Source organism: Phyllobacterium sp. RCAM01083 (assembly GCF_055685835.1).
On the sequence record NZ_JBVFZN010000005.1, the window covers coordinates 1,857,051 to 1,873,409 of the forward strand.

At 60.6% G+C, this 16,359-nt stretch carries 19 protein-coding genes; 8 read left to right on the top strand and 11 right to left on the bottom strand.

The genetic code is table 11. From position 1 onward, the window contains the following. Positions 1-56 precede the first annotated feature (56 nt). Positions 57-503, top strand: coding sequence for a MarR family winged helix-turn-helix transcriptional regulator (locus ACZ25R_RS15925; protein WP_472461517.1), 447 nt, complete (start codon positions 57-59; stop codon positions 501-503). A 19-nt stretch (positions 504-522) separates the two neighbouring features. On the opposite strand, the gene ACZ25R_RS15930 is transcribed toward ACZ25R_RS15925, so the two are convergent. From ACZ25R_RS15930 to ampC, 5 genes are all read right to left on the bottom strand, one after another. After that, positions 523-1,494, bottom strand: coding sequence for an aliphatic sulfonate ABC transporter substrate-binding protein (locus ACZ25R_RS15930; protein WP_472461518.1), 972 nt, complete (start codon positions 1,492-1,494; stop codon positions 523-525). A gap of 186 nt (positions 1,495-1,680) precedes the next feature. Continuing rightward, positions 1,681-2,604, bottom strand: a complete 924-nt coding sequence (locus ACZ25R_RS15935) for a cytochrome c (protein ID WP_472461519.1) — start codon at positions 2,602-2,604, stop codon at positions 1,681-1,683. Positions 2,605-2,625: 21 nt separating this feature from the next. Then, positions 2,626-3,078, bottom strand: coding sequence for a c-type cytochrome (locus ACZ25R_RS15940; RefSeq protein ID WP_472461520.1), 453 nt, complete (start codon positions 3,076-3,078; stop codon positions 2,626-2,628). Positions 3,079-3,266: 188 nt separating this feature from the next. Then, complete coding sequence (locus tag ACZ25R_RS15945) at positions 3,267-3,611, bottom strand: hypothetical protein (protein WP_464663031.1); 345 nt, start codon at positions 3,609-3,611, stop codon at positions 3,267-3,269. Positions 3,612-3,827: 216 nt separating this feature from the next. After that, positions 3,828-5,006: a class C beta-lactamase gene (gene ampC / locus ACZ25R_RS15950; protein ID WP_472462500.1), complete on the bottom strand. Its 1,179-nt coding sequence runs from the start codon at positions 5,004-5,006 to the stop codon at positions 3,828-3,830. Positions 5,007-5,230: 224 nt separating this feature from the next. On the opposite strand from ampC, the gene ACZ25R_RS15955 reads away from it, so the two are divergent. After that, positions 5,231-6,100: a LysR family transcriptional regulator gene (locus ACZ25R_RS15955; RefSeq protein ID WP_223611406.1), complete on the top strand. Its 870-nt coding sequence runs from the start codon at positions 5,231-5,233 to the stop codon at positions 6,098-6,100. Here the strand turns inward: ACZ25R_RS15955 and ACZ25R_RS15960 are convergent, their stop codons facing one another. Continuing rightward, positions 6,101-6,574 (bottom strand): SRPBCC family protein, encoded by a 474-nt coding sequence (locus ACZ25R_RS15960; RefSeq protein WP_472461521.1) that lies wholly within the window; start codon positions 6,572-6,574, stop codon positions 6,101-6,103. It abuts the gene before it with no gap. Between the two features lie 195 nt (positions 6,575-6,769). Between ACZ25R_RS15960 and ACZ25R_RS15965 the strand changes: the two genes are divergently transcribed. The 5 genes from ACZ25R_RS15965 to ACZ25R_RS15985 all read left to right on the top strand — a co-directional run bounded on the left by ACZ25R_RS15965 (position 6,770) and on the right by ACZ25R_RS15985 (position 10,217). Beyond that, the gene (locus ACZ25R_RS15965) at positions 6,770-7,654 is read left to right on the top strand and encodes a carbon-nitrogen hydrolase family protein (protein WP_472461522.1); all 885 of its coding nucleotides are present in this window, start codon (positions 6,770-6,772) and stop codon (positions 7,652-7,654) included. A gap of 178 nt (positions 7,655-7,832) precedes the next feature. Continuing rightward, positions 7,833-8,501 (top strand): hypothetical protein, encoded by a 669-nt coding sequence (locus ACZ25R_RS15970; RefSeq protein WP_472461523.1) that lies wholly within the window; start codon positions 7,833-7,835, stop codon positions 8,499-8,501. Between the two features lie 61 nt (positions 8,502-8,562). Beyond that, entirely contained in the window at positions 8,563-9,255 is a 693-nt protein-coding gene (locus ACZ25R_RS15975) for a helix-turn-helix transcriptional regulator (protein ID WP_472461524.1), read from the top strand. Positions 9,256-9,324: 69 nt separating this feature from the next. Then, positions 9,325-9,711, top strand: a complete 387-nt coding sequence (locus tag ACZ25R_RS15980; RefSeq protein ID WP_472461525.1) for a VOC family protein — start codon at positions 9,325-9,327, stop codon at positions 9,709-9,711. Continuing rightward, positions 9,708-10,217 carry an EVE domain-containing protein gene (locus tag ACZ25R_RS15985; protein ID WP_472461526.1) on the top strand — a complete coding sequence of 170 codons (510 nt, stop codon included), beginning with the start codon at positions 9,708-9,710 and terminating at the stop codon, positions 10,215-10,217. The genes ACZ25R_RS15980 and ACZ25R_RS15985 overlap by 4 nt, the downstream gene beginning before the upstream one ends. Here ACZ25R_RS15985 and ACZ25R_RS15990 read toward each other — a convergent pair. Beyond that, the gene (locus ACZ25R_RS15990) at positions 10,135-11,427 is read right to left on the bottom strand and encodes an MFS transporter (RefSeq protein WP_472461527.1); all 1,293 of its coding nucleotides are present in this window, start codon (positions 11,425-11,427) and stop codon (positions 10,135-10,137) included. The two genes, ACZ25R_RS15985 and ACZ25R_RS15990, sit on opposite strands and share 83 nt — an antisense overlap. A gap of 134 nt (positions 11,428-11,561) precedes the next feature. Here ACZ25R_RS15990 and ACZ25R_RS15995 point away from each other — a divergent pair, with 134 nt between their 5' ends. After that, the gene (locus ACZ25R_RS15995; RefSeq protein ID WP_346307893.1) at positions 11,562-12,005 is read left to right on the top strand and encodes a winged helix-turn-helix transcriptional regulator; all 444 of its coding nucleotides are present in this window, start codon (positions 11,562-11,564) and stop codon (positions 12,003-12,005) included. Positions 12,006-12,220: 215 nt separating this feature from the next. Here the strand turns inward: ACZ25R_RS15995 and ACZ25R_RS16000 are convergent, their stop codons facing one another. From ACZ25R_RS16000 to ACZ25R_RS16015, 4 genes are all read right to left on the bottom strand, one after another. Next, positions 12,221-12,820, bottom strand: a complete 600-nt coding sequence (locus tag ACZ25R_RS16000; RefSeq protein ID WP_105737248.1) for a superoxide dismutase — start codon at positions 12,818-12,820, stop codon at positions 12,221-12,223. A 427-nt stretch (positions 12,821-13,247) separates the two neighbouring features. Continuing rightward, the gene (locus ACZ25R_RS16005) at positions 13,248-14,126 is read right to left on the bottom strand and encodes a branched-chain amino acid aminotransferase (RefSeq protein WP_472461528.1); all 879 of its coding nucleotides are present in this window, start codon (positions 14,124-14,126) and stop codon (positions 13,248-13,250) included. Positions 14,127-14,509: 383 nt separating this feature from the next. Next, positions 14,510-15,217 carry a L,D-transpeptidase family protein gene (locus ACZ25R_RS16010; RefSeq protein WP_223611415.1) on the bottom strand — a complete coding sequence of 236 codons (708 nt, stop codon included), beginning with the start codon at positions 15,215-15,217 and terminating at the stop codon, positions 14,510-14,512. 231 nt (positions 15,218-15,448) lie between these two features. Beyond that, positions 15,449-16,345: an alpha/beta hydrolase family protein gene (locus tag ACZ25R_RS16015; RefSeq protein ID WP_472461529.1), complete on the bottom strand. Its 897-nt coding sequence runs from the start codon at positions 16,343-16,345 to the stop codon at positions 15,449-15,451. Between the last annotated feature and the right edge of the window lie 14 nt (positions 16,346-16,359).

Consider the following 16,359-nt stretch of genomic DNA (forward strand, 5'->3'; position numbering starts at 1 on the left):
TAGATTGCATAGGGTCCTATTATTATATCATAGGGTCCTATGCAAGGAGAATCGCCATGCCCGACCCGGACCCGAGACAAACCCCATCTTTCCTCATCAAGCAGGCAGCGCGAGAGCTGATGCGCAGAGGCGAGGAGCGGCTGCGGCCGCTTGGTCTCGGCGCGGCCTATCTCCCGGTTCTGGTGGCGGTGAAGAATGGCGAAGCATCGACGCAGGCCGATCTGGCCCGGCTGCTGCAGGTGGAACAGCCGTCCATGGCCCAGGCGCTGGCCCGGATGGAACGGGACGGCTTCATTCAGCGCAAGCCCGATCCGGCCCATCGGCGGAGCCAGATCATCGAGCTCACCGCGCTCGCCTTCGAGCGCCTGCCGCAGGCTTATGCGGCGCTGAATGAGGGCAACATCCTGGCCATGACGGGTTTTTCCGCCGGCGAGACGGCGCAGTTCGTGGCCTTTCTCAATCGCGTCAATGCCAATTTGCGCAATGAGGACAGCAAGTCCTGACTCCCCCCGAATGGGCGGCTCAGGCGGGCCTGCCCTTCCAGACGATATCGCTGACGTTGAGTTTTTTGGGAATGATCTTCAACGCATAGAACTCATCCGCCAGCGCCTGCTGATAGGCGACAACCTCCGGGGTGACGGCTCCGACATTCCCCAGCTGGGCACCGTCGCGAGTCAGCGTGACCCTCTGGATATCCTCAGGCACGCCGGTGATTTTCGACAGGGCGGCGACGGTTTCGTCCAGATTGTCCTGCGCCGCCCGGCCAACCCGCGCCAGTTCGTCCAGCACATCGCTCAGGATATCGCCATGGGCGGCGGCGAAATCGCCGTTGCTGAGGAAATACGACCAGCTGTCGACGATTCCCCGGCCCGTTGCCAGAACACGGGTTTCGGGACGTTTTTCAGCAACCGCCAGATAGGGGTCCCAGATCGACCACGCATCGATCTGGCCGGAGGAAAAGGCCGCCGCCGCATCCGGCGGCGATAGGTCCGACGCCGTGATGTCGTTCACCGACAGGCCCGCCGTGCGCAGCGCCTTGACCGTAAAATTGTGTGCGCTCGAGCCGCGCTTGAAGGCAACGCGCTTGCCTTTGAGATCGGCAAGACTGTTGATCGGCGAATCCCTGCGCACCAGAATGGCCGATCCGTCCGGCGAGCCCTTGTAGGTGCCGGCATAGACCAGATTGCCGCCCGCGGCCTGTGCAAAGAGCGGCGGCACATCGCCGGTCGGACCGAAATCGACCGCACCGGCACCCAGCGCCTCGAGCAGCGGCGGACCGGAGGAGAATTCGGCCCAGCTCACGGCGATGCCGCGCGCTGCCAAGCGTTTCTCCAGCGCGCCCGTCCCTTTGGCCAGGGCGAGGACACCATTTTTCTGCCAGCCGATGCGTAGTGTTTTGACCGGCACCGTAGCGGCCGCCCGGACGGACAACGGCACGAGCGCAGTCACGGCCGCCGCCCCGATCAGCGAAAAAGTCTGTCTGCGTGTAACCATCGATGCCATCCTTTCCATCTCCTGCGGGCTGCCACGGGCAGACACCTCACACGCAAGGATGGGGTAAACGCGGAACCGGATCGACGTCATAAATATTGAACAATGGGCGGGATCGGGAAAATCATGCTCCGCCAGGCCGGACGAAATGAAATCCTTTGGCCGAAAGGCCGCCCCGGCGGCGTGCGTTCAGGGCTTGGGGAAACCCCGGGGATGGGCAGGAATGGCTTTCAGGTACGCCGCGATCGCCGCCCGGTCGGCCGGCTCCAGATGCGCCGTGTTCAGCACGACATCGGTCATCGACCCGCCGAGCGAGTCGAAATCGGGCGTAAACCCGCTTTCCAGGGCATAGGCGATATCCTTTTCCGACCAGCTGTCGATACCGCCCTCGCCGCCCGTGATGTTGGGAACGACACCCTTGCCCTCGGGTGCCTTTGCGCCGGCCAGCCAGCGGCTCTTGTCCAGCCTGCCAATGGCGTTGCGCGGTGTGTGGCATTCACCGCAATGGCCGGGGCCTTCCACCAGATACTGGCCGCGCTTGATCGCATCCGTGGTATCGGCGATCGTGAGAACCGGATCGGATGCCAGATAGAGCCGCTTCCACAGCCCCAATCCCCGGCGAACGGTGAAGGGGAAACGCAGCCGGTGATCCGCCGCCACATTGTCCGACGGCGGCAGCGTTTTCAGGTAGGCATAGAGATCGGCGATATCCTGCACCTGCATGCGCGCATAGGAGGTGTAGGGAAAGGCGGGATAATAGTGCCTTCCATCCGGCGATACCCCGGCGAGCATGGCATTGGCCAGGTCTTCGAACGACCAGGCGCCGATGCCCTTGCCGGAGGGAGAAATATTGGGGGTAACGAAGGTACCGAACGGCGTGACCAGCTCATGGCCGCCTGCCAGCACCAGGCGCGCATCGCCTCTGGCGCCCGGCGCGGCATGGCAGGAGGCGCAGCCGCCTGCCCAGAATACCCGTTCGCCGCGCTTGGCATCACCGGGAGCTACGGCGGCAAGCCGTGCCGGATCAACCCGCGACGGCGCCGACAGCAACCAGAATCCGGCGCCCCCGGCCAGGGCAACCACAATGACGAGCAGCAGCAGCTTGCGGATCATTGTGTCTCCCCGCCTGTCCGGTCAGTTCTTCTTGACGCGGAAGGTCTGATGGCAGGCGCCGCAATTCTGCGAGACCTGCGCGAAGACAAGCTTGAAGCTGTCAAGGTCCTGCGGTTTGGCGGCAGCCGCCGCTGCGGCATCGGCCTTGTACTTGTTGACAGCCGCGACGAAGCCCGCATTGTCTTCCCAGATTTTCGGCGAAGCGGTGGTCTCGCCGCCGGTGTCGCTGCCGGCCGGAAACAGCGCTGCCGGATCGATCTTCTGCGCATCCTCGTTCAGCCTGCTGAGAGCCGCCAGCACCGCAGCCGCATCAAACGGCTTTTCGCCTTTGGCAATCGGGACGATACTGCCGATGGTCTTGCCCTGATCCTTCATAATCGCCTGCCGGTCCGCAATCGGATCAGCGCCTGCGGCAGCCGAAAACACTGTCATGGCCAGCAAAGGCGCCGCAGCGAATGCAATCAGTCTCTTCATGGATGTCTCCAACTCTCGTGGCTTCAAGAACATGTGGCTTCAAGGGTTTTCAGGGGCATTCTCGGGTCCGAACCCTACAGTAAACATCCCGGATTGCACCCGCCCCATACGATCACATTTTCGTATGACAGAGATTGGTTCGCATACGAAAAACCCCGGCTTTCGGCCGGGGTTTTGCTGTCTGTCCGTCAGATACGGCGCCATCTGCGATCATGGCGGTGATGCCAGTACGGGCGATCCCAACGGCGGTCATAGCGATGATAATAGCGCCGGTCCCAACGACGGTCCCAACGGCGATCATAGCGGTGACGCCAGTGCGGGCGATCCCAGCGGCGGTCATAGCGATGATAATAGCGGCGGTCGTAGCGGCGATCGTAATAGTCACGGTAATACTGAACGCGCTGCACATTGCTGTCTGCAGCCGCTGGCCCTGTTGCGGTGATGGGCCTTTCGACAGTCATCGGGGCGGCGGACACCGGTCCGGCTGCTCCGAGGGCCCCGATCGACATCACGACGGCAAAAAGAGCTGACATCAACTTTTTCATAGTGCCTCCAGTGAAATGCGCCCTGAGTGAACGTGCATTTCGACATGTTAAGTCCCTTGGGAATAGACTTAAGTCTAATCCCATGAACCAGAGATGAATAATCAATATGGCGCAGCAATGGCACGGGGGACGCGGGCGATCACATATAAAAACCGGCCGTGCGAATATGTGAAAACACCTTCGCACGGCCCGCCGGGGCATCCCTTATTCGTTCGCGCCGTTGTTGGCATCCAGCCGTGTCAGTATCTGATAGGCCATGCGGATGCGGTCCTCATTGGGATAGTATTTGTTGGCCAGAATGACGATGCCGAACTGCTTTTTCGGCACGAAGGCGACATAGCCGCCGAAGCCGTTGGTGGAACCTGTCTTGTTGATGAGCACATCGTCGCGGGCAGGCTGCGGCGGCGTCAGCGCGGTCACCGGCGTCGGCTTGAGCATATCGGGAGAGTTGCCGCGCAGCAGCGTCTTCAGATCGACCGGATAGGCATATTGTTCCCAGATCAGATCCTGCGTCATCGCGCCGACCTTGAAATAGCCGGTATGCGTATCGGCGATCGCCCGCTGCAGCTTGCCTTCCAGCCTGGCCATTTTCATGTTGGCTTCCAGGAAGCGGATCAGGTCCGTGCTGGTGGTTTTCACGCCATAGGCTTCCGAGGAAAGGACCGCCTTGCTCACCCGGGCCGGGACATCCTTCCTGGTGTAACCCTGGGCATAGTCCGCCATTTTGGTGTCCGGCACGTTGATATAGGTGCTTTTCAAGCCAAGGGCCGGAAACAGCTGGCCTTCCATCAGCGCGGCAAAATTCCGGTTCATCGCCTTTGCCGCGATGTAACCCAGCATGCCGATGCTCGGATTGGCATAGGTCCGGTATGTTCCGGCGGCATAGGCCGGCTTCCAGTTCTGCAGATAGGTCATCAGCTGGTCGTCGTTCTTCACCTCGTCGGGAACCTGCACCGGGAAGCCGCCCGGCGTATGGGTGCCAAGATGCATCAGGCTGACATTGCCGAAGGCCGTATCCCGCATGGACGGCAGATACTTGCTGGTCTTGTCCGACAGGGAAAGCTGACCGTTTGCCTGCGCATAGGCCGCAAGCGTGACCACGAAGGTCTTGCTGATCGATCCGATCTCGAAGAGCGTATCGGCCGTGACCGGCTTGCCGGTTTCCCGGGAGGAAACGCCGTAGTCAAACAGATAGGGCTTTCCCTTGATCGTGACGGCGACGGCCATTCCGGGAATATTGTATTTTTCCATGACCGGCCTGATTGCCGCATCCACGACGGCCCTGACTGCCGTCGCCGGTTTGTCGGCCGCATGCCCCATGGCGGCCGGCGCACAGGCGGCAAACAGGATGGAGAGCAGAACTCTGGTGGCTTTCGCTGGCATTTCTTCGACTTCCTTTGCTGGTTCGGCATTGTAGACGGGTCCGCGACCGGCGCGGATTGCGCGCCGGTTGAAAACCCCGCAGGTGCTGGTCATGGAGATCGCCTGACATAAGACTGGCTTCCGCATTGCATCGCAGACCTGCTGAGCCGCATCTATCTAACCGGCTGGGATGCCCTGTCAAAACATGATATCTCGGGGCAGACATAAGAAAAACTAGGGCACACATGGTTCGGCCATTTCTCCCTCTCAACGGCCTCAGAGCCTTCGAAGCTTCCGCACGGCACCTGAGCTTCACCCGCGCGGCCATCGAATTGTGCGTGACGCAGGCTGCGGTGAGCCAGCAGGTGAAGAGCCTGGAAATGCGCCTGGGCGTACCGCTGTTCCTGCGTCTGCCGCGCGGCCTGAAGATAACGGCGGAAGGCGAAGCGCTTTTGCCCGTGGTCACCGGTTCCTTCGACCGGATGGCCGACACGCTTGACCGGATCGAGGGCGGACAGGTCCGCGAGCTGCTGTTTCTGGGCGCGGTCGGCACATTCGCCGTCGGCTGGCTCCTGCCGAGACTGCCGGATTTCCAGCGGCAGTTTCCCTTTATCGAGGTCCGGCTGTCGACCAACAACAATCGCGTCGACATGGCGGCGGAAGGGCTGGATTTTGCCATACGGTTCGGCAACGGCGCCTGGCACGGCACGGATGCGACCCGCCTGTTCGAGGCGCCGCTCTCGCCGCTGTGCGTGCCGCAGCTGGCCGAGACGCTGCTGGAGCCCGCCGATCTTGCCAGTCACACGCTGCTTAGAAGCTATCGCATGGATGAGTGGAACAACTGGTTCGCCGCGGCCAACGTTCCCGCCTCGCCGCAATTGAACAAAGCCATCGTGTTCGACTCGTCCCTGGCCATGATGGAAGCCGCCCTGCAGGGGATCGGCGTTGCTCTTGCGCCGCCGATGATGTTTTCACGCCATCTGACCGCAGGCGCCATCGAACAGCCGTTCCAGACCTCGATCTCGCTGGGAAGCTACTGGCTGACGCGGCTGCAATCGCGCACGCCGACACCAGCCATGACCGCCTTTGCCGAATGGATCGTTTCAGCGCCCTGATCAGGCCGGTGCGGCTTGGCTTTTCAATGCCTCGCCGAGATTGTCGAGCATGGCGCTCCAGCCGGCCTGGCGGTATTCCGGCTTGTCTTCATCATCAAGAAAGGCTGCCTGCTCGGTGAGAACAAGGCGGCAGCCTTTGCCCGACGGCGTGAGGTCAACGGTCACGATGCTGCTGGAAATGGGCGTCGTTTCGCGTCTCATCGTGCCGGCGGAAATGATCCGTTCATTCGGCACGATATCCTGGTAGGAACTGGTGCTGATATAGGTTTCGCCGCCGGTCTTGCCGAAACGGAAGATGTCACCGCCGCCGACACGAAAATCGAAGTGATCATAGGCCGCGTGCCAGCCATCGCCCATGGCGTTCCAGCGCAGGAGCGCCTCGACACTGGACCAGGCAGCAAATACGCGCTCCGGCGAGGCATCATAGGTGCGCTCGACAATGATGGTTGCATGGTTGACGGAACCTCCGGTCATGATGTCCTCCCTTGCCGGCCAATTCATTAAGTGATTGCTTAAGTATCACGCGATTGGCGGTCACGCAACTAATACTTAATTGTTGACTTAAGTGTCTTGCCACCGAAAATGTCCGCTGCCAGCGCAGCGCACCGGTTCTTGCATAAGCGGCAATCGGGTAAACTCCATGGTGCTGGTGAGTCGAAGGAAAAGCCTGTGAAGAAAAAACGCGCCGACCATGTCTGGGATGTCCCGCCTTCCGCGCGCGGCAAGCCTGCCCGGCTGACGGTGGCCACCTGCCAGTTTCCGGTTTCGCATGACATCAACGCCAATCTGGCCCACATGCTCGATCTCATCGCCCGCACCGCATCTGCCGGTGCTGATGTCGTGCATTTTCCCGAATGCGCCCTCTCCGGCTATGGCGCCGCGACATGGCCATCCTGGGATGATTTCGAATGGGCAACGCTCAACGCCGCCATGGACAGGGTTGCCGAGGCGGGCCGCACCCACGCGATCTGGATCGTCACCGGTTCGGTGCATTGGGATCACGCGCACACCCGGCCCACCAATGCGCTGTTCGTGTTTGACGATAGGGGAGCGATTGCCGGGCGCTATGACAAGCGGCGCTGCTCGATCAACGATCTGCGCGCCTTTGCGCCGGGCGATACACCGTTGATTCTCGATATCAAGGGCGTGCACTGCGGTTTTCTCATTTGCCTCGACTGGGCCTTTCCCGAACTCTGGCAGGAACACGCCGGCAAGGTCGAGCTGGTCTTCCATTCCTGCTACGCGGACAATGTATCGCGCGACCGGATCGAGGCCCACACGATCCAGCCGCTGATCCAGGGCTATGCCTGGCTCAACCAGTATGCCGTCAGTTCATCGAATTCATGCCGGCCGCGCCAGAATTTTCCCAGCTTCTGGATCGAGCGCACCGGCCATCACGGCGGCAGCGCGGCACGGGACGAAACCGGTTTCATCCTAAACGTGCTGACCGACGATCCGGAGCTTGACGCCTTTTGCCAGCGGGTGCTGGAATTCCGGCGTTCAGCCAGCGACGGCAGCCTCTATGCGCCCTATCTGGAAGCCAACAAGGCTTAACCTGAATACGACCAAAATCGTATAGCGTCCAGGCACGCAATATGCAGATCTGAAGGGATTGAAAAGACGAAGGCGGCGCCTTCCGGCCCGCCCTCACTTTTGTCTGCAGCAGATTTACGCTTGGCGCAGTGATCACATCCGCAGCTCATGCTCGAAATTTAAGATACGGTGGAAAGGAATGCAATATCCGTTTTCGTGCGTGCCGGCCGTCCACTCCGACATCGAAAGCACACTGTCTCCGGCCCGCCTCGCTCGCTACCTGCCAGCCGCTGGAGGCGACCGGCATCTGGCACTGCGGCTCTACATCTGGAACGCGCGTCTTTGCGAATCCTTATATCTGCCGATGCAATTCGCGGAAGTCGCGGCGCGTAATGCCATTCAAAAGCCGGTCGTCGGACGATTTCACAACCGCTGGTACGAGAATCCCCGGTTCATCAATCTTCTTCCGGCGCGAATGAAGGATGAACTGATCGATACCAAGCGAAGGGAGCAAAAGAAGCACGCCGCGATGCTCAGTCAGGACCATATGGTCGCCGGCTTGTCGCTCGGTTTTTGGGTCTCTCTCATGACCGCTGCCTACGACAAGCAGTTATGGGCACAGGGGGTCAAGGCCGCATTCCCGCATGCGGATCCGCGAGAAAGCCGCGAAAGTATCCGTGCCCGTCTCGATAGCATGCGGCGCTTTCGCAATGACATTGCGCATCACGCGGCAATTTTCGACCGCTCTCCGCAGAAAGAATTTCAGAACGTCATCCATATCACCGGCCTTGTATGCGAAAATACCTGCTGGCTTTCAAAGCAACTGTCCAGATTGCAAAACGTCATCAACGACCGACCAAGACTATGAATTTCCAACCACTGCCAAAATATGGCATGATGTGGCAACGCATCCCCGCAGGTGAGTAACCGTGTCCCGATCCCAGCGCCTTCTCGACCTGATCCAGACCATGCGCCGCTATCGGCGTCCGGTCAGCGGCAAGGTGCTGGCGGAGGAAACCGGCATCAGCATCCGCACGCTCTATCGCGACATCGCCACCCTGCAGGCGCAGGGTGCGCATATCGAGGGCGAACCCGGCCTCGGCTATGTGCTGCGCCCCGGCTTCATGCTGCCGCCGCTGATGTTCACCGAAGAGGAGATCGAAGCGCTGGTGCTCGGCTCGCGCTGGGTGGCCAAACAGCCGGACAACCGGCTTTCCACGGCGGCGCGCGATGCCCTCAACAAGATCGCGGCGGTGCTGCCGGATGATCTGCGTGAGAGCGTCGACACCTCTGCCCTGCTGGTCGGTCCCGGGGACGGATCGGCAACCGATGGCGTCGATCTTGCCGACGTGCGCAAAGCGATCCGCAGCGAGCGCAAGCTCGATATCACCTATTGCGACGGCAATGGCAGTCAATCCAGCCGCCTGATCTGGCCCTTCGCGCTGGGTTTCTTCGATAAAATGCGCGTCATCGTTGCCTGGTGTGAACTGCGCCAGGACTTCCGGCATTTCCGCACCGACCGGCTGTCGCGGCTCGAAGCAACGGACATACGCTATCCCAAGCGCCGGCAGGTCCTGTTGCAGGAGTGGCGCGACGCGCAGGGCATCGCCCAGCCGCGCTGATCACTACTGCCAGAAACTGGCAGCATGCCGTTTTATGGTGTTCCCGTCACAACCTGAAGGAGAAATGCCGTGGCCAACCCCAATCTCATCATTCTCTACGTTGCCAATGCCCCTGCCAGCCGCGCCTTCTATGCGGCTCTGCTGAAGCGCGAACCGCTTGAAGAAACGGTCAATTTTGCCATGTTTGCCCTCGACTCCGGCCTGCTGCTCGGCGTCTGGGCGCACAACAAGGTTGAACCGGCCGTTACCAGCATTGGTTCGGGCAGCGAACTCGTGTTCAGCGTGGATACGGACAGCGAAGTCGAGGCAACCCACAGGGACTGGGCGGCACGCGGGTTGCCGATCGTTCAGGCGCCGGTGCACATGGATTTCGGCTATACCTTTGTTGCCCTCGATCCGGATGGTCACCGGCTGCGGATGTTTGCCGCCACCCCGGAACAGGGAACGGCGCAATGAGCCGGCACTGGATCGCAGTTGCTTCGGCGGACCATGTCCGCCGCGGCCTGCAGGACGGCTTCATGCAGGTGTGCCACGGCAAGGAAGGCCCGCTGAAGCGCATCAAGCCTGGCGACGGGGTGGTCTATTATTCGCCGACCGAGATATTCGGCGGCAAGGACCGCCTGCAGGCTTTCACTGCCATCGGCATGGTGCAGGCGGAAGACGCCTACCGCCACGACATGGGCGGAGGATTCGTGCCGTGGCGCCGCAATATCGGCTGGTTCGATGCCACGGAAGCGGACATCCGCCCGCTGCTCGACAGTCTCAGCTTCACCAGGGGCAGGCAGAACTGGGGCTACCAGTTCCGCTTCGGGGTGCTTGCCATCGGCCCGGAAGATTTTGATGTCATCGCCGGGGCCATGCATGCCCATCGCCAAGGGTTTAATGTTGCCCCGCCACTGCCATCGCTCCGGATGGCGTGCGATGACGGGTTGCAGCCCAGAACATCAGGGCAAGCGCACTGATGCCCGCCCCAGCGAGGCTGACCCCTGCCCAGCCGGCGGAGGCGTAGACCAGCGTGGAGCCGAGCGAGCCTGCCGCACTGCCGATCGAATAGAAGATCATATAGCCCGCCGTCAGGCGGCTCTGCGCTTCCGGACGCACGCGGTAGATCAGGCTCTGATTGGAAACATGCACCGCCTGCAGGGCGAAATCGATGGTCACAATGCCGATGATCAGGAACCACAGTGACGTCTGCATGAAGGCGACCGGTATCCACGACAGGAGCATGATGGTCAGGGCAATGCCGGTGGTGCGCTGCGCATGGCCCCGGTCGGCCCAGCGCCCTGCCCGCGAGGCCGCCAGCGCTCCGGCAGCGCCGGCAAGACCGAACAGCCCGATTTGCGTGTGCGACAGCGAAAACGGCGGCGCGCTCAGCGGCAGCACCAGCGGTGTCAGCAGCATGGTGATGTCGGCGAAGATGAACATGGCAATGACGGCACGGATGCGCAGCACCGGCTCTTCGATGAACAGGCGGAAAACCGATCCGATTAGCTTCGGATAGGCGATTTTCGTCCGCCGCACTTCGTTGCGTGGCAGGAAGTGAAACAGCAGCGCTGCAATGATAAGCGTCAGCACCGCCGAGACGGCATAAACCGAGCGCCAGCCCGCCAGATCGGCCATGCCGCCGGCAATGGTGCGGGCCAGCAGAATACCGATGACGATGCCGCTGGTGACGATCCCGACCACCTGCCCGCGCTCATGCGGCTTTGCCAGACTGGCGGCATAGGCGACGAGCGCCTGCGTGACAACGGCGAGCAGGCCGATGGCGGCCATCGCCACCAGCAGCGCGAGCGCGGTCGGGGCAAAACACACCGCCAGCAGGGCCAGCGCGGAGAGAACCGATTGGCCGGCGATCAGCCGGCGGCGGTCGATCAGATCGCCCAGCGGCACGATCAGCAGCAGGCCAAGCCCGTAACCGACCTGCGAAATCGAGACGATCATGCCGATGGTGGCGTGGCTCATGCCAAAACTGTCGGCAATGGCATCGAGCAGCGGCGGCGCAAAATAGACGTTCGCCACGGCCAGTCCGCAGGCGACGGCAAACAGAAGTGCCAGGGGGCGGGAGAATTCTATGGCCTGCGGCCCGCTGAAAGGCGTTTTTTCAGCAATTTCATCCGTATAGACCGCTTGTCCGCCGCCAATGACCAGATTATCGTCCTGCTCAAGCTTCATCGCATCCTCCTGCGAATGTGGTTGCAAATTAAAACCTGTTGCGTCTTAGCTCCATCGGTTTTATATTGCAACTACCCTTCGCAGAGGGAGAAACAAGATGAGCACTGCTCTGCGACCAAAAAAGGGGGACTACAATGGTCAAGCGAACGAGCCACAAGGATGATCCGTGCCCGGTGGCAAGGCCACTGGATGCGATCGGAGACTGGTGGTCACTGCTGATAATACGCGACGCGTTTGAGGGATCGCGGCGTTTTGGGGAATTTCAGAGAAGTCTTGGCCTGGCCAAGAATATTTTGTCGACGCGGCTGCGCAATCTCGTTGCCCATGACATTTTCACCATCGCGCCCTGCGCCGATGGCAGCGCCTACAATGAATATGTGCTGACCGAAAAGGGCCGCGATCTCTTCCCGCTGCTTGTCGCCCTGCGGCAATGGGGCGAAGAATACTACTCCGACAGCTATCAGGCGAAAGTCCAACTGGTCGACCGCGAAACGGGCAAACCGGTGCGGCGGCTGGAGCTGCGCTCCGATGACGGGCGCCTGCTCGGGCCTGACGATACGGTGGTTGTCGGGAACTAGATTTCCCTGCCCTCGCCCTGCCTGACATCGCTCCTCGGTGTCTGGTATGGTCATCGCGATAAAATGCAAATGAAAATCATTTGCAATAAGACTTGACGACGATCCGATTATTCGTATTCTGTGATGGTGCAAGTGGGACGCTGGCTCCGGGCGGACAATAGAAAAAGGCCCCATCCTTGACGGGGCCTTTCCATCGATATCACTCGGGAAAAAGCTTATTTGGCTTTTTCGTAGAGTTCGAGGACGTAATCCCAGTTGATGAGACTGTCGACGAAAGCTTCGAGATATTTCGGGCGGGCATTGCGGTAGTCGATGTAATAGGAATGTTCCCATACGTCGACGCCGAGGATCGGCGTTGCGCCATGAACCAGCGGGTTTTCGCCGTTTGGTGTCTTGGAGATCTCAAGCTTGCCGTTCTTGACGGAGAGCCATGCCCAGCCGGAGCCGAACTGTGTGGTGCCGGCAGCGATGAAATCGGTGCGGAACTTGTCGTAGCCGCCGAGATCCGAGTCAATGGCCTTTTCCAGAGCGCCCGGAAGCTTCTTGCCGCCACCGTTCTTCTTCAGCCAATGCCAGAAATGCAGGTGGTTGTAATGCTGGCCGGCATTGTTGAAAAGGCCGGCATTCTTGCCATAGGACTGCTTGACGATCTCTTCAAGCGAGAGATTTTCAAGACCGGCTTCGGCAGCCAGTTTGTTGCCGTTGTCAACATAAGCCTTGTGGTGCTTGTCATGATGATATTCCAACGTCTCGCGCGACATGAAGGGGGCGAGCGCGTCGTAATCATACGGCAGTGCGGGCAGTTCGAAAGCCATGGAAGTCTCCTCTTCGATTCAATCTGTGATCAGAATTGGTTAGCCCGTCGGGGCGCGCACCAATCCTGACAAAACCTGCGTTCGTTACATAGAGCCTTTCTCACCTAAATAGAATAGTTCTGCCGGAAAGAATTTGGTTCAAGGTCGAGGGGGTTGACGAGACCGATGTTTACCCATCGGGCGAAGTCAAACCCCGATGGATTTGAACCAAATTCATCCGGCCCTTCGGGTTTCCGGCTGGCGGACACCCACTTTGTCAGGCAGCTTCGTCCGATGGGTAAACATCGGCCTCGCTACCTTCCGCGTGGATTGTCTCGCCATCCGAGAAACAGAACTGTTTCTATTTAGGCGAGAAAGGCTCTCGGTCCGTATTTCCCCGGGGGCAATGCGGAACGGATCAATATTTCGGTTTGATCCGGTTTCGGCGTTAAATTTTCGGCGTGGAGTGGGCGAACTCCCAATAGAGCTCCCTCGCCTTCTTGGTGATCGGACCCGGCTGAAGGTCGCGGCCTTCGATACGGGTAACGGGCACGACCTTCGAATGGTTCCCCGTGGAGAAAATCTCGTCGGCGCTGAGGAAATCCTGCACCGTCAAGGTCGCCTGCGTCGTGCGGAAACCGTAATCAGCCAGCACGTCGATCGTGCGGGCGCGGGTGATGCCGGACAGGAACGTGCCATTGGGGGCGGGCGTGAAAATGTGCCCGTCCTTGACCATGAAAATGTTCGAGCTGCCGGTTTCAGCGACATTGCCCAGCATATCAAGCACCAGCGCATTGTCGAAACCGCGGGATTTGGCCTCGAGAATGGCGCGGCCATTGTTGGGGTAGAGGCAACCGGCCTTGGCATTGGTCGGCATCGTCTCGAAGCTCGGACGGCGGAAGGGCGAAACGGTGACGGAAAAACCCGTGGGCTCCTGCATCGGCGATTCGTACAGGCTGAGACAGAAGCGGGTTGAAGCGGGATCGGCGGGCACACCCATATAGCCGCCATGCTCGGCCCAGTACATCGGCCGGATATAGACGGCGATCCGGCCATCGAATTTTTTCAGCCCGTCGCGGGCAAGACCGGCAATGTCTTCCGCGCTCATGGTCGGCTGGAGACCAAGCGCGGCGGCGGAGGCATTGACGCGGGCGCAATGGCGGTCAAGATCGGGCGAGACGCCCTCGAACCAGCGCCCGCCGTCAAAAACCGTCGAGCCCAGCCACATGGCGTGGCTGCGCGGCCCGATCAGAGGCACGTTGCCCTCGTGCCAGTCACCGTCGACATAGGTCCAGGTGGTTGATTGCGCTGCTGTATTGACTGCCATGAGAGTGATTCCGTCGCTGAGAATAGGTCGCCCTATCGAAGGGTTATTCGACCGCAAGGTCAATGGTTCAGACGCTGCGGAAGGCAAATTGCGACAAACGGACCGCCACAACCAGCACTTTTCGGCGTCAAACCAAGACTTCTCATACTTTTGATGAATTGCGCATCGGAATATCGCCGGTCCACTATGACACGGCAGCATTGAGCCGTTTGTCAGTTCCGGACTTCAAATGTTGTGAGAAAACGCACCGTATCATTTCCCCCCGCTCCCCTCAGGATACGGCTTCTTGGCGGACCCCTTGCCGGGTCTGCTCTTCTTTTGGCTCAAAGAAAAAGGCCGGCAACCCCAGGTCACCGGCCTTTCATGTGGATAAAGGCGACAGATTACATCACCAGGATCGGCGTCTTGTTCGGCACGCGATCATAGAGATCGATAATGTCCTGGTTGATCAGGCGCACGCAGCCCGACGAAACCGCCTTGCCGATGGACCACCATTCCGGCGAGCCGTGCAGGCGATAGAGCGTGTCCTGGCCATTCTGGAAGATGTAAAGGGCGCGGGCGCCGAGCGGATTGGTCAGGCCGGGCTGCATGCCGCCATTGCGGGCGCTGTATTGCACCAGTTCCGGCTGGCGGGCAACCATCTCATCCGGCGGAGTCCAGGTTGGCCAGTGGCGCTTCCACTGGATGACCGCGCGTCCGGACCAGGCAAAGCCTTCGCGGCCGATGCCGACGCCGTAGCGGATTGCCTGACCGCCTTCGCGCACCAGATAGAGGAACTTGTTCTGGGTATCGACAACGATGGTGCCGGGCTGTTCGCCGGTCGGGTCCTGCACGACCTGACGCAGGTAGCGCTTGTTCATCCTCTTGATCGGAATGGCGGGCAACTGATAGCCGTCATCCTCGCGCGCCGCATACATGGCTTCGTAGGAGCCAAAGGCCGGATCGACATCCGCCTGCGGTGCGAGCGGCTGGCCATTGTCGTCAACCTTGATAACCGGCATATCCGGGATTGCGGCGCATCCGGCGAGGCCGACGGCCGCTGTTGCGGTCAATGCAGTCAGGAAACCGCGGCGGGAAATCATGTTTTGCATCATTGAACCAATTTAGCGGTGGGAGATGGAGTGTGAGATAGCATGGATCGGGTTTACCAGCTCTAAACGCACATAAAATATGGCAACGGACCGTTGGCAATATGGCGCAAACAAGGCGGGTGGCGGACTGTTGCCCTCCCGCAACAGAAAGGCGGCCCGAAGGATGCCTGCACCGTTCACCGGGCGATAAACAATTCGTGAGACCGCGAAATCCGCATTCCAATCGCCGAATCACCGGGGTTCATAGCGAAAATCCGACACGCCGAACCGCCCGGCAAGGCTGCTGAGCGGCGCATCGCCGGTCTTGCCTCTGACATAGCGATCCATGAAGGCGACACTGGCTTCGCTGATGCGCGTACGGGTGAACAGGCCGAGATCGGTCCACGTCAGATGACCTGCCCCCAGGAATTCCACGTAATATTTCGGGCCTTTCGACAGGTCGTAGCCGCCACCCGGCCTTCTCACCTTGGGCGTGACAAAAATATCGCGCGTGCCGCCCTGGTACATGACCGGAGCTTCGAGATGCCGCAGCGCATCCCGGTGCAGATAGGGACCGACATAGGGCGACAGGGCGAGCGTTGCCTTGACGCCGCTGATGCGCCAGCCGGGCCAGGCGCCGCTCATGCCCAGCACGGTATAGCCGCCGAGGGAATGCCCCGCGAGCCCCATCTCGTTCCAGTTGATCCGGCCGTTCCACTGCCGGTCGCGCTTCAGGGCGGCAATCACCTTGCTGAAATCATCGGCGCGGTTCCTGAACGTGGCCTCCGTCCAGCGCAGCGGTTTGCGCAGGGAAACCTGCGGCTTGTCGAGAATGCTCTGGTCGCCATTGTTGCAGGTCGCGTCGTGATGATTGGGCGCGAAGACGATGTAGCCCGCCTTGGCAAAGGCCCGCATCAGGAATTTCGATTGGGTCGAACAGCCGTGGAACCCGTGCGAGAAGAAAATGACCGGCTGGCGGGCAATCGTCCGCTGGTCGGGTTCCCACACATGGACCGGCACGCCGCCGATCACCGCTTCGCTGTCCCTCGCATGGGCGGTTCCCGCCGTGGCCAGCACGGCGGTGAGAACGACGGCGATCAATCGCAACAGGGGGCGCGGCGGAGCGAAAGATTGGCCTGTGCTGTTCATCGGCGCCCGCCTTG